Origin of the sequence: Chryseobacterium sp. JV274, from assembly GCF_903969135.1 — a bacterium.
Classification (GTDB): domain Bacteria; phylum Bacteroidota; class Bacteroidia; order Flavobacteriales; family Weeksellaceae; genus Chryseobacterium.
This window is the reverse complement of the sequence record NZ_LR824569.1, coordinates 4307845-4321368: the sequence shown is the minus strand read 5'-3', so window position 1 is coordinate 4321368 and position 13524 is coordinate 4307845. Positions and strand designations below refer to the sequence as shown.

The window sequence follows — 13524 nt, the reverse complement described above, 5'->3', positions numbered from 1 at the left end:
TGAAATTTATTGAATGGGTCTCAAAAAGTGTGAAAAACTCTACTAAAATTAATTAAAAAAAAATTAAAAAGCAGAAATGTATCTAACTGTTTATAAGTAAGCTTACAAGATCCTGAATCACCTTTTGGGAAACGAAATTCATGAAGTCTACTCTTTCCAGATGAGGCATGTATAATGTAAATGTTTCTGCTTTGTCATTAATCCTTATCGTATAATAAACCGTTCCGATATCTTTACCGTCTTCTCCTTTTCCCGGGCCTGCCACACCTGTCGTAGAAAGAGAAATATGGGTTTCAAATAATTCCTGACAGCCTTTTGCCATTTCCTGAGCTACCTCTTCACTTACCACAGTAAACTGGTCTACGGTTGCTTTAGAAACATTTAAAATTTTAATCTTTTTCTCTGTGGCATAAGCCACCATTCCGCCAAGGAAATATTTTGAACTGCCGGAAACTGAAGTGATCATTTTTGCCAGTTCACCTCCGGTACAGCTTTCTGCTGTGGAAATCGTCAGATTTCTTTCGGTAAGCATTTCTGCCAGAATATTTTCGATTTTATCCTCCGATACAGCGATTACGTGACCTTCTACCAAAGGAAGTAGTTTCTGAATTTCTTCTTCCGTTATCTGTTTCAGCTGTTCCTCATTATCACCGGAAGCTGTCAGACGAAGCTTTACACGCGTTCCCACCGGAAGGTAAGACAGTGCAATATTTTCCGGAAGTGCCAGTTCCCAGTCTTCAATGGTGTCTGCAAGGATACTCTCGGGAATTCCCACTACGGAAACAATCCTGGTATGGATATAATGAAGGCTGAATCTTTCCTGTAAATAGGGAATAATCTGATCTTTGATAAGCGGTTTTACCTCGTAAGGAACACCAGGAAGGCTGTAGCACAGTTTACCTTCCAGCTCCATCATCATGCAGGGCGCTGTTCCGTAATGATTCTGAAACACAATAGATTTGGTTGGGACAAAAGCCTGTTCCTTATTTCTTTCGAGAATATCTGCCCTTCCCCTTCTCTCCATATACCCTTTAAGATGATTGAATGTCACCTCATCCAGGGCAATTTCATCATTGAAATACTCCGCAAGTGCCTTTTTGGTTTTGTCGTCTCTGGTAGGCCCGAGTCCTCCTGTTGTAATCACTAAGTCGCCTGCTCCAAAAGCAACATTCAAAGCCTCTTTAATGGTTTCAATTTCGTCTGAGATTGTAAGAATCTGAGTAACTTTTATTCCTATGTTTTTAAGTTCAGCAGCAATAAAATTAGAATTGGTATCTACCGTGTTTCCAGAAAGGATTTCATCACCAATGGTAATCAGAACAGCTTTTTCCATATGTTTTTTTGTTGAAAAAAATTCTATGCAAATGACGGAAAATTCTGTGGCTGCAGCAATATAAATTGATTTTTTCTATTTTTGACAAAATTTATTTAAAACTACAATAAGAATTATGTCGAAATATGATGATGCTTCATGGCATTATGGTGGTGATTTTCCTGAGGAGCTTCCTCAGAAAAACGGAGCAACACATACAGGAATGTTCCTGAACTGGTGCATTCAGAATGATCTGATTTCTGATGAACTGAAAGAAGATGGTGAAGAGGAAATTGAAAAATTAAAACGCAGAGAAATCACAGGTGCAGAATTTATTATGGAGTCCTGCGACGGGAAATTTTCTGAATATGACCTGAATGAACTGGGAAATCTTTTTGCAAAGGATTACTATGCCGATGAAACAGATTTCGGAAACAGATACAGCTCATTTGCTGATGATTACGTTAATATTTTTGATGCTAAAGCTGAGGAAAACGATTACGAATACGAAACCTTCTACCACATTGAGGATACCTACGAAAACTATGATCTGATGAAACAGGTTATTGATCACCGCTTTGAGGAATGGAAAGAATATATTAAAAACTAAAAAATGAAAGGGCAAATTTGCACATCATTTTGCCCTTTTATTTTTACTGATTATGTTTTACCCAGATCAGCTCATCGGTATTATAGCCAATTTTTCTTGCTTTCTGAAGGAAACGCTGGCGGATACTTTCAGGAATGTTAGGAGTACGGGAAAGCATCCATAAATATTTTAAGCTGCTTCCTGCCACCAGAGCATATTGATAGCCTTCATCAATATCTATAACGTTATAACCGGCCCAGATTGGTTTAAAAAATGAAACTTTCAGACGGGCTTCTTTCGGATCTTTTACAAATTTTGCTTCCCCTATAGATTCATTCCATACTTTTTTAACGTAATCGTACCCTTTATTTCTAACCTGAACTGTTCCATCCGGATTCTCTGTATATTCTGCAGTGACATTATCCATATTTTTTTCGAACCTGTAATCAAAACGGGCAATCTCATACCATCTGCCAAGGTATTTATTAAAATCAAAATTCTTTACCGCAGAGGCACCTCTGGGAATCCTTACAGAATATGAGTTGAAAATAACAAGCCCCAATGCTCCCAACGAAACGGGAAGTATAATTTTATGAATGGTTTTCATGATCGGAATATTTTGTGTGGTTCTTATAAAAACGTCAAAAATAATGCCTTAAAGCTGTTAAGGAACAATAAATTCTATGAAAATACTTTCAGAAAATTATCTTTAAAGCTTCCTGAAACCTCAATTTCAGTATCATCAGACAGCATTACGGTTCCGCTTTTATGGTAGGATTTCACAAACCCTGTATTGATAATATGGGAACGATGAACTCTCACAAACGGGCTTTCCAGCAAGTCATCGAAATGTTTTAAAAAGCGACACACCATTTTTTTGGAGCCGTCAGTGAGATAGACCTGCGTAAAGTTTCCATCAGCCTGAAGTCTCATAATATCTTCAGTCTTTACAACATCGAATCCTTGCAGGGTTGGAAGAATTAACTGCTGTTTTTCAGGTTTTAATTTCAGGTTTTCAAGCAGAATCTTATTACGGTTGAGCTCTTCTTTTTTCTCAAGGCTTTCTACTACTTTATTCACCGCAAGAATCAGCTCCTGAATATCAATAGGTTTTAAAATATAATAACTTGCTGATTTGTTTAAAGCCTGTAATGAATATTGTGAAAATGCAGTAATGAAAATGGTTTCATAGGAAAATTCCTTGGTAGCTTCCAATACATCAAAGGCATTTCCGAAAGGCATTTCTACATCCAGAAATACCAACTGAGGCTGCTTTTCAGCAATCAATGGCACGGCTTCTTTAATATTTTCAGCTTCACCAAGAATTTCCACCTGCGGACAGTATTTGGTAAGATAACTTCGTAAAACTTCTCTTGCTATAAGTTCATCGTCTACAATTACGGCTTTTATTTTCATTACGTAAGATATTAGGTGGCAGGTAATAGATTCCAGATGCAAATTAGGAATATTTAATTAACCTTACAATCTTACCCAAACCATGTGTGGATAAAGGTTATACTTTCTTCCAGCACCATGCGTGCTTTACGATCAATATCGTAATAATGCATTCTACCATGGCAAGAAAAACATAAAACAAATACCAATCCGAGAAAGAAATAATACCAATAAACAGCATTACCAAAGTAAAAAATGTACCAAAGATGATGTTGAGCATTCTGTTCACTACCGGTTTTAATATCAGAGAAAGAAACACCATTACCGCGGGAATAGCCAAAATGACTGAAGCAAGAAGTAATTTAGATGGGGAATCTAATAAATTGGTTCCCTCCACCAGACCACGGGTTTTCCCCGGAGTATAAAGCTCGAAATAATCACCGTACAGATAGCACAGAGTAACCGAAGTCCAAAGACCGGCCAATATGATTTTCACATTGATCTGCACATCTTCAAATTTTGTAGAATTGTTCATGGTTATGATTTTTTAATCTATTTTTTTATTTCGTATCCCAACCAACAGCAACCACAGACAGATTCCTATCTCTCCTACTGTTGCCGGTAATGTGACATAACCAGATATTGAATTGTCTGAAAAATGAGGAATTGCAGTTCTTCCAAAAACGTTGATCACATATCCAAAGCAGCCCAACATTAAGAAGATTCCTAAAACTTTTGGTAAAAAACCGGACTTATATACCAAATATCCAAAAGGAAAAAGCCACAATCCCCAAAAGATCTGCGCAATTAAAAGTCCCTTGTTATAACTGCTCAGCAAGAGCATCATCTGGGCCTGCAGCTGCTGTAGATCAAATATTTTCAGATAGTCAGCGCCTTCAATAATAGTAAGAACAGAAAATTTGCTTTGGAGATTGATAAAGGAAATAGGAATACTGATAAGAGCAAGAATAACCATCAGTTTTGCATAACGATCATCTACAGCTTTCAATAGTTTATACAAGACCAAAGGAAGTAAAGTAAAAGCGATATAACAGGTAATGCTGCTTGCTATACTTAATCTGAATAACTGTGCTGAAGAAGAAATATTTTGAAAAGTCAATGCAGGATTCTCCCAGACGATCAGCTTAGACGGAACGTACATTAGGCTGAAAAGTCCGGTTACGATAACAATAAGATAAAAAAATCCTGCGAGTCTGGCTGTTTGACGGTTAGTTTCCATTTTGGGTTAAGTTTTTATCTATTAAGACAATAACTTTCTCAAAATGGTTACAGGTTTTTTGGGTGACGGGTGGCAGATAGAAGGTAAAAGGTATTAGAAAAGTGCAATTTTCGAGTGTTTCTGGCACTTTGATAAAAAGTAACATCCTATTAAATTAAAAAAATATAGTAAGTAAATGACTGATTCACAAACAAAATACACTAACCTGAATTCAGATTAGTGCATATTAATTTTTATAGTGACTAAAACTCCGGTATCATTTTCCTTGTCCTTTACAGAGCAGGTAATATCTTTTTTGTACAAATCATTCAGAAGCTGAATTCTTTCCAGTGTATTTTTCATTCCTCTGCCCTCTCTTGTTTTTTGATGCTGGGTTTTCTGCTTTTTGCTTTCTTCAATGCCTATTCCGTTGTCTTCGATAAGAATCTTCAGATGCGATTCACTCTTTTCAAAGTTTAATTTTAAAAATCCTTTTTCTGTTCTGTAACGGAGTCCGTGCCATATTGCATTTTCCAGAAACGGCTGTATCAGCATTCCCGGAATCTGGAGGTTTTGCATATTCAAACTTTCATCTACTTCAATTTCATAATCAAACTTATCTGCAAAACGTGTTTTTTCTAAAGCAAGATAATTCTGGAGAAGGTCAAGCTCCTGTTGGAAAGGAATAAAATCTTCGGTAGAATTTTCCATCACGCCACGCATCAGCTTGGAGAATTTTGTCAGATACTGGTTGGCTTCCAGTTCATTATTGGTTGCAATAAAGTGGTTAACACTATTCAAACTGTTAAAGATAAAATGCGGGTTCATCTCTCTGCGCAACGACTGAAGAGCAATCTTTTTATTTTTTGTCTGAACTTTTTTCAGTGTTCTGAAAATAAAAATAATCAATCCCGTCAACAGAATTAAAGCTCCGATCAGACTATAATTGAATACATTTTTCTTGCGGATAAGCTCATCTTTCAATTCTCTTTCTTTTTCCAGCTGAGAAATCCGCTGCTCGGTATCTTCCAGAATTTTATTGTCTACCAGGCTTCTGTCCTTGGAAACCAGGTTTGGAAGTTTTCCTAAAAAGTCTCTGTACAATTGAACGGAGGCATCAATATTTCCTGAAATAGCGTACAGACTGTCCAGCTTTTTTACGCTCTTCTGCGCTTCTAATGTATGGCCTTTATCCAAAGCAATTCCATAGGCATTTTTCAAAAGATCTACCGCTTCTTTAGGATCATTTTTCTTAATATAAATATCCGCAAGTTCCTGAATCTGATTGACTTTTTCCTGCGAGTTTTCTTTTACAAAATCTTCTTTCAACACCTTCTTTTTGGCTTCAATAGCTTTTTCAAAGTTCTTGTTTTCAACATAAAGATCTGCAAGTTTCTGATTGATGGCCAATGCTTGCTGCGGAGCTTCTTTTTTAGAGATTTTATACGCTGTATTAAGATTTTCTTCCGCACTGGAAACATCTTTCTGTTTAAGATTGACATCAGCTAACTGACTGTAGCTTTCCGCAAGATCACCCTGTTCGTTTTCTTTTTTACTCAGGTTGATATTATTCTGAATAGCTTCTGCCCTAAGCTCCGGCGTAGGAGAAGAAAGTCTTGTAACGTCATTAGAATTGACGGCCTTACTTTTTTCACTATAATTCATTTGTGCCGCTCTGCCATAGTTACTGATAGCAGGCGTTATTTTATTCTGTTTTTCCTGTGACTGGGCCAATCTGCGGGTTGCTTTTTCAATATTTGGCTTGTCATTGAGTTTTTCATACAGATTTTTCGCTTTGGTGTAATACTCTTCACTTTTCGGAAAATTTCCACTATTAAAAAATGTTTCGCCAATATTATAATATGAATCTGCCTGGGCAGGTTCATTTTTAGTATCCATTGCTTTTTTCAGCTTCTTCGTCTCTACCTGCACTTCTTCCACAGCAGCACTGCTATTATTAGTGTTCTGGGAAGACATAGTATTTCCCCAAAGCATCAGTAAAAAGATTGTAAGAAGTGTAAACATTTTCATAAAACAAAGATATACATATATATAGTGTACTCAAAAACTATTCACCAAGCGAAAATACCCTTTCACCAAGTTTAGTCATTGACACCGTGACCGTAAGACTAAGTTTGGGGCAAAATAATTCAAATTTAAAAATCATGAAAAAACAAACAGTAGCATTTTTTCTCATCATGACTTCTTTTTTAAGCTTTTCAAAAGCGCAGGTGGGAGGAAACCAAATTTACAGAGACAAAAATAACAACGATTATTCCGCCCTAAAAAACCTCCCTGACTTCAACAATACTAATAGTTATTTCGCCAATGATTCCACCTTGGTTGTTAGTGTAAAAGTATTGATGAATAAGACTGCAGACCAATATAAACTTACTCTGGGTTTGAATGAAGAAGCTGCCACACCTAAAATTGCCATCGAAAATATCAACAGGAGAATCAATGGTTTTATAAAAAGGATATCATCAATGGGCATCAAAAACGATGATATTTTTGTGGATTTTATCTCGCAGACAAAAATCTATGATTATGACATTAATAAAGACACTCAGGTAACCATTCAGAAAATGGATGGGTTCGAAACCAAGAAAAATATCATTATTACGGTAAACAAACATTCAATGATTGAAAAACTGATCTCTGAAGCTTCGGATTTTCAGATCTATGATATTATTAAAGTGGATTACATCAACAATGATATTGATAAAATCCAGGAAAATCTTCTCAAAGAAGCATATGCTGTTTTCGATAAAAAGAAGGAAAACTACTTTAGTTTATTTAAAAAGGAAATTATCGGCAAACCTACAGCCAGTTCAGGTTTTACTTATATTTTTCCCAAAAATCAATATCAAAATTATACCGCTCTTGAAAGCGCCAGCGTCACCTATGGATATGACAGCAGATATGTAAAAAAAGAAGAAAGGAAATCAAAGACCTTTTACTATGACGGAACAGATTATACCGGCTTTGATAAGGTTATTAACAACTCTGATCCTGAAGTGGGTATACAGTATATTATGAACCTCAACGTAAAATATGATCTGAAGAAAAATAAAGAGAAGTAATTCATTTCTGAAGTCTCACCAAGTGAAAGCTCCATTTCACCAAGTCTCCCGAATTCCGGTTTCTGATCGGCGTAATTTTACATCAGTAATTAAAAATTTAAAAACAGGAAATTATGAAATTGAAACATTTTTTATTAATCGGAATTTTAACTCTTGGAAGCTTTGTAAACGCTCAGACACAAGAAGTAAAGAAAAACGCAATTGAAGTTACAGGTGTTGCCGAAATGGAAGTAGAACCGGATGAAATCATCTTCAGCATCGGAATAAAAGCAGATAACAAAAATGATCTGGCAGATAATGAGAAGAAGTTATTTGAAACTTTAAAAAATGCAGGAGTAAAGAACGAGGACATCAAGTTCAAATCAATGTACCAGAATATTTATTCTAAAACAGCCAAGTTTACTAAAAGTTATCAGTTTAAAGCCGGCACAAAATCAAGTCTGAATAAAATTTTTGAAGACCTGAATCAAAAATGGGTAAGCAGCCTGAACATCGCAGAGGTAAAGAGTACTAAAATTGCAGATTTCAGAAAAGCAGTAAAGATCAATGCTTTGAAAGCCGCTAAAGAAAAAGCAGATTATTTACTGGAAAGTATGGGCAAAAAAACCGGAAATGCTCTTGAAATCGTAGAAATAGAAGACTATACCAGCGATATGATCATGCCGGCAGCTTATAAAGGCAGAGTAAACAGTGTACAGATGGAAATGTCTGATGCTCCGGTAGACTATTCTTTTGATAATATTGAAAACATCAAGCTGAAATACAGTATCAAGACAAGATACGAGATTCTTTAAAATAATAAATTAAATAAGGCTGCCCCAAAGGGTAGCTTTTTTTGTTTTCTGTCGTTTCGAACGGAATCGAATTTATTGTAAAAGAGATTCTTCCTTCGTCAGAATGACAATTTTGAAACAACCTCTTTTTTCTCTATGGCATACTCACCAAGTCAAATTACCCCTTCACCAAGTTTCCCAATTTTCAGCCTTAAATAGAGATAATTTTACTTCTAGAAATTCAAAATAATAAACGATGAAACGCTATTTTTTACTATTAATCATATTTTTGGCTGCCTTTAGTAAAGCACAGGAAATAAAAAAAGAAATTGAAGTAAAGCAGGCCACTGTATTTCTTCAGGGAGCAAAAGTTTTCGGAAGTACCAATGTGAGTCTTCAGAAAGGTAGAAATACCATAAGAATTGTCAATCTTCCCAATAATCTGGATGAAAATACGTATAAAATCAATCTTGAAAAAAATACTACACTCCTTTCCATAACGCCTCAAAATAATTTTTTGAAGAATGATGAATTATCAGACAATGAAAAGAAACTTGAAACAGAGACAAAAAAGCTTCAAAGACAGGTGAGCCTGCTGAATATTCAAATCAAAAACCTGATGGGAGAGCAACGGATCATTAATGACAATTTAAAAGTCTCCACCAATGATAAATCTACTCCGCAGGAACAGCTTATTAAGCTTACGGAATTTTATAGAAAACGAATGCTGGAAATCGATAGCCAGGTATTTCTTCTGGACGAACAGAAAACGGTTCTGGATGAAAGTATCGCAAAACTCAACAAGCAGTCTGCCGAGGAGCAAACGCATAAAAATACCAACCGCAGAGAGCTATTGCTTGAAATTCTTGCAGATAACGAAACCAATCTGAATCTTGGGATAAGCTATATTGTTTCTGATGCCGGATGGATTCCTTCTTATGATTTGCGTGCTGAGTCTGTCAAGAAACCTCTTGAAATGGTTTATAAAGGTAAAATTTATCAGAAGACCGGACAGGACTGGAAAAATGTAAAGTTGTTTGTCTCTACTTACAGACCTTCATACAACCAGGACAGACCTATTTTATCTCCGCTGTACGTAGCTGAATATACACCATACAATTCTCAGATGGAAGTGGCAGCTTATAAATCTAAAAAGGAAACTTCAGCAGCTAATGTCTATCAAATGAGAGAAGATATTGCTGCAAAGCCAAGTCAGATTCCTGTAGCTTCAGTTTCTGACAGCCAGATGAATGTGATCTATGAGCTTAATTACAATCAGACCATAGTAAGCCAGGAAAAAGAACAGTATGTCATTCTGGATAAAAAACAAATTGATGCCACTTATAAATACCACACCGTTCCTAAACTTAATAATCAGGTATTCCTGATGGCTTTTATAAAGAACTGGCAGAATCTTAACCTCATCAATGGAGAAGCCAATATTTACTTTGATGATAATTATATCGGGAAAACCAATATTACCAGCAATTATGTGAAAGACGAATTCCCGATTTCTCTGGGAACAGATGAAAGAATTACAGTAAAAAGAATTAAGCTTGAAGATAAAACTTCTCAAAAGGCAATGAATTCTAACAAATGGGAAACAGAGTCTTACCAGATAAGTATCAGAAATAATACGAAAGAAAATATTGAACTGGAAGTTCTTGACCAGCTCCCAATCAGTGAAAATTCTAAGATTCTGGTCAAAACATTGGATTTGGGTGGAGGAAACCTTGATGATAAAACGGGAAGTATCCTGTGGAACAAAAACATAGGTTCAGGCAATTCTGAGAAGATTACATTCTCTTATGAAGTAAAATATCCTAAAGAGATGCAGATCCAATATTACAGCAGATAACCAATAATAAATAATAATATGACAACTTTAAAAATCTTAGCACTTGCAGCGGGTACAGCTTTTTTAAGCTCTGGCAATATTCCGGAGAACCGCTCTATACAAAGTAATGTACCAGTAACATTGATTCCGTCCAGCTCAATTGTAAAGGACAATAAAATTCAGGTCGCTCTTTTACTGGACACTTCCAATAGTATGGACGGATTGATTGATCAGGCAAAATCCAGACTGTGGAATATTGTGAATACTTTGACCACTTTAAAGTACAACGGAAAAGCGCCCCAGATTGAAATTGCCCTGTATGAATATGGCAACGACGGAATCCGCGATGAAAATTATATCCGCCAGATTGCTCCTCTTACTCAGGATCTTGATCTTATTTCCGAAAAACTATTTGCCTTAAAAACCAATGGCGGCAGTGAATATTGCGGTGCTGTTATCCGTGATGCTTCTGCCAACCTGAACTGGGACAGCAATGATAAAAGTATGAAACTGATTTATATTGCAGGGAATGAAGCATTCAATCAGGGAAAAATAAATTATAAGGATGTTGTTTCAAAAGCAAAGGATAAAAACATTTACACCAACACTATTTTCTGCGGAAGCCGGGAAGAAGGAATCCAGACATTCTGGCAAAACGGCGCGTCTTTGGGAGGTGGAAAATATTTCAATATCGACAGTGACAGAAAAGTAATCTATATTGAAACGCCTTACGATATCAAAATTTCCGAATGCAATGCAAAGCTGAACGATACTTACATCTATTATGGAAACCACGGTTCGGAATACAGACTAAAGCAGATCACGCAGGATAAAAACGCTGAATCACAGTCAGCATCCAACTTAGTGGAAAGGGCCGTTGCCAAATCTAAAAAGAATGCTTACAAAAATGATCACTGGGATTTGGTGGATAAGGCCGAAAAGGATGCCGGATTTATTGCCAATGTAAAAGAAAGTGAACTTCCTGCCGAGCTGAAAGGAAAAAGCAAGGAAGAAATTCAAAAAACGATCACGGCAAAGTCTGCCGCTCGTGATAAAATTCAGAAAGAAATTGAAGAGCTTTCCAAAAAGCGCCAGACCTTTATTGACGGAGAAATGAAAAAACGAGGCACTGATGATTCTGATGACCTGGGAAAAGCAATTGAGAGTTCTATTGTTGAACTGGCAAAAAAGAACGGGTATAGTTTGTAGTTTAAAAGCGGGTTTTACCCGCTTTTTTATGTTATTAATACATGTAAACCACCCCGTCAAAAATTCTTTGAATTTTCGCCACCCTCCAGAGGATGGGAATTAAGCGTCTGCAATTGGAGTATTTGTTGGAGTATCTATTTATTACATTTTTTCAAGTAATTTAACCAGGATTCCTACGGAATGACAACCTGCATAAATAAACAGCTGTTCCAATTGTGTCATTCCGTAGGAATCTAAACAGTTTTTATGGATAGATTAAAAATCGAAGGTTTTCAGAAACTTAAGTGCACTCCTTAAACATTTAGCAGTAGCTTAAAATAACTTAAGTGCTTAAAGACTTTTGTGACTTTTGTGGTTCAAAAACTCCAGTATCACCTCCCAAACTTAAAATATCTTGACAGCGGATGTTTTTTATTTTTCATAAATAGAGAAGCCATCTCCATTCCCGTTACTGAAAAAGTGATTCCGTTTCCTCCAAAACCTAATACAAAATAGGAGTTTCTCAGTTTTTTATGTTCTCCGATATAAGGCAGACCATCTTTAGTTTCTCCAAAAGTTCCTGCCCATACAAAATCAGGGTAAAAATGGTAATCAGGCTTTATTTTCTTCAGATTTTTAAGAATCTCTTTTTCTTTTTTATTAAGGAGAGTGTCCCGTTTTTCAGCGTCATAAAAGTCTTCGTCTCCCCCACCGATAAGAATTCTTCCGTCATCGGTAGTCCGCATGTAGAGGTAAGGATCATCAGTATTCCAGACCAATGTACTGCTTATATTTTTAAACTTGTCTTTGTCTATTTCAGAAACCACAGCATAAGTACTTTTCAGATTCACAAAGTTTTCTTTCAGTAAATTTTTACTTTCATAACCAATGCAGTAAATGATTTTTTTTGCTTTGATCTGATATCCACTGTTTACCGTAACCAGGTTAAAACCTTTATGCTCCTCCACTTTTATCATTTCAGTTTTATCAAATATCTTCAATCCTTTCTTTACATTATGCATGAAAAGTTCATGAGCAAACTGAAAAGCGTCAATACTTGCTCCCTGCCTGGATAAAATACCGCCGTAAGTATTTTTAAATTCAAATTTTTCAAGAATCTGTTCTGCATCAAGCCACTGCACTTCAAATCCGTTTTCTTTTCTCACTTCATATTCTTTCTTCAGCCATTCTGCATCTTTCTTTTTTGAAGCAAAATACAGAGATTTCTTTCTTTTAAAACCTGCATTGGATTTAATCATTTTTGAAAGTTTTTCCAATGTATCAATAGCATCACTACAGGCTTTATAACTTAAAACAGCTCCTTTTATGCCTATTTTTTCTATCAGTTCATAAAGAGGAACATCTATTTCGTACTGCAGCATTGAAGTCGTAGCAGAAGTGCTTCCATTGCAAAGCTCTCTTTTATCAATAAGGATTGTATTATATCCGTTTTCTATCATCTGATGGGCAATCAGACTTCCTGTAATACCACCTCCCAAAACAAGAACATCACATTCTTCATTTGATTTTAAAGAAGGATAAGAAGCTAACAGTCCGTTTTTTAAAAGCCAGAAAGGTTCATTTGATTTGAGATCCATATTAATATTTTACACTGAAAGTAACAATATTTATACCTTTTTTAACAATTTTTCATCAAATTATGGTGTAATTATTGTTGTTCTTTAAAACTCAAACCACCATAAAATATTTATTATGATAACAATTATTCCAGAAGCCCCGGAAAATGTTGCAGCATTTAATGCAACGGGAGAAGTAACGAAAGAGGATTTTGAAAGACTGGTAATTCCGCGCGTAAAAGAGAAGGTAGAGCAATTCGGTGAGTTGAATTACTTATTGTATTTGGATACCGATCTGGATAATTTTACCATGGGAGCATGGCTTGAAGATCTGTTGTTAGGATTGAAAAATCTTACCAACTGGAACCGGTCGGCCATTGTGACTGACAAAGAAGGTATACGTGATTTTACCAGTATTTTCAGTGTTCTGATGCCGGGAGAGTTTAAATCTTTTCCCAAAGAAAATTTATACAATGCCCTCTACTGGTGCAAAAATGGAGATGAGGTAGAGGCATAAAACTCATTTTATACAAAAGAGCCTGTTTCAATCA

13 protein-coding genes are annotated in these 13524 nt (G+C 35.9%); 6 read left to right on the top strand and 7 right to left on the bottom strand.

Features of this window, described 5'->3' with window-relative positions:
- Positions 1–82 precede the first annotated feature (82 nt).
- A complete protein-coding gene (locus tag CHRYMOREF3P_RS19955; RefSeq protein ID WP_180565332.1) occupies positions 83–1333 on the bottom strand; it encodes a CinA family nicotinamide mononucleotide deamidase-related protein in 1251 nt (416 codons plus the stop codon).
- 115 nt (positions 1334–1448) lie between these two features.
- On the opposite strand from CHRYMOREF3P_RS19955, the gene CHRYMOREF3P_RS19950 reads away from it, so the two are divergent.
- Positions 1449–1922 (top strand): hypothetical protein, encoded by a 474-nt coding sequence (locus CHRYMOREF3P_RS19950; RefSeq protein WP_180565331.1) that lies wholly within the window; start codon positions 1449–1451, stop codon positions 1920–1922.
- 43 nt (positions 1923–1965) lie between these two features.
- Here CHRYMOREF3P_RS19950 and CHRYMOREF3P_RS19945 read toward each other — a convergent pair whose 3' ends face one another.
- From CHRYMOREF3P_RS19945 to CHRYMOREF3P_RS19925, 5 genes are all read right to left on the bottom strand, one after another.
- Complete coding sequence (locus CHRYMOREF3P_RS19945; RefSeq protein ID WP_180565330.1) at positions 1966–2508, bottom strand: lipocalin family protein; 543 nt, start codon at positions 2506–2508, stop codon at positions 1966–1968.
- 74 nt (positions 2509–2582) lie between these two features.
- Complete coding sequence (locus tag CHRYMOREF3P_RS19940; RefSeq protein WP_047381057.1) at positions 2583–3317, bottom strand: LytR/AlgR family response regulator transcription factor; 735 nt, start codon at positions 3315–3317, stop codon at positions 2583–2585.
- A 97-nt stretch (positions 3318–3414) separates the two neighbouring features.
- Positions 3415–3831: a DUF6326 family protein gene (locus CHRYMOREF3P_RS19935; protein WP_180565329.1), complete on the bottom strand. Its 417-nt coding sequence runs from the start codon at positions 3829–3831 to the stop codon at positions 3415–3417.
- 12 nt (positions 3832–3843) lie between these two features.
- Positions 3844–4536 (bottom strand): DUF4386 domain-containing protein, encoded by a 693-nt coding sequence (locus CHRYMOREF3P_RS19930; RefSeq protein WP_077415614.1) that lies wholly within the window; start codon positions 4534–4536, stop codon positions 3844–3846.
- 216 nt (positions 4537–4752) lie between these two features.
- Positions 4753–6546 (bottom strand): histidine kinase, encoded by a 1794-nt coding sequence (locus CHRYMOREF3P_RS19925; RefSeq protein ID WP_180565328.1) that lies wholly within the window; start codon positions 6544–6546, stop codon positions 4753–4755.
- A gap of 134 nt (positions 6547–6680) precedes the next feature.
- On the opposite strand from CHRYMOREF3P_RS19925, the gene CHRYMOREF3P_RS19920 reads away from it, so the two are divergent.
- From CHRYMOREF3P_RS19920 to CHRYMOREF3P_RS19905, 4 genes are all read left to right on the top strand, one after another.
- Positions 6681–7598, top strand: a complete 918-nt coding sequence (locus CHRYMOREF3P_RS19920; protein ID WP_180565327.1) for an SIMPL domain-containing protein — start codon at positions 6681–6683, stop codon at positions 7596–7598.
- 113 nt (positions 7599–7711) lie between these two features.
- Positions 7712–8392, top strand: a complete 681-nt coding sequence (locus CHRYMOREF3P_RS19915) for an SIMPL domain-containing protein (RefSeq protein WP_180565326.1) — start codon at positions 7712–7714, stop codon at positions 8390–8392.
- 235 nt (positions 8393–8627) lie between these two features.
- Entirely contained in the window at positions 8628–10229 is a 1602-nt protein-coding gene (locus tag CHRYMOREF3P_RS19910) for a DUF4139 domain-containing protein (RefSeq protein WP_077415622.1), read from the top strand.
- 18 nt (positions 10230–10247) lie between these two features.
- On the top strand, positions 10248–11417 hold the full coding sequence (locus CHRYMOREF3P_RS19905; protein WP_180565325.1) for a VWA domain-containing protein: 1170 nt from the start codon (positions 10248–10250) through the stop codon (positions 11415–11417).
- 371 nt (positions 11418–11788) lie between these two features.
- Here CHRYMOREF3P_RS19905 and CHRYMOREF3P_RS19900 read toward each other — a convergent pair whose 3' ends face one another.
- Positions 11789–12994, bottom strand: coding sequence for an NAD(P)/FAD-dependent oxidoreductase (locus tag CHRYMOREF3P_RS19900; protein ID WP_077415626.1), 1206 nt, complete (start codon positions 12992–12994; stop codon positions 11789–11791).
- Between the two features lie 115 nt (positions 12995–13109).
- On the opposite strand from CHRYMOREF3P_RS19900, the gene CHRYMOREF3P_RS19895 reads away from it, so the two are divergent.
- Positions 13110–13490, top strand: a complete 381-nt coding sequence (locus CHRYMOREF3P_RS19895) for an STAS/SEC14 domain-containing protein (protein WP_047377160.1) — start codon at positions 13110–13112, stop codon at positions 13488–13490.
- The last annotated feature ends 34 nt before the right edge of the window (positions 13491–13524 follow it).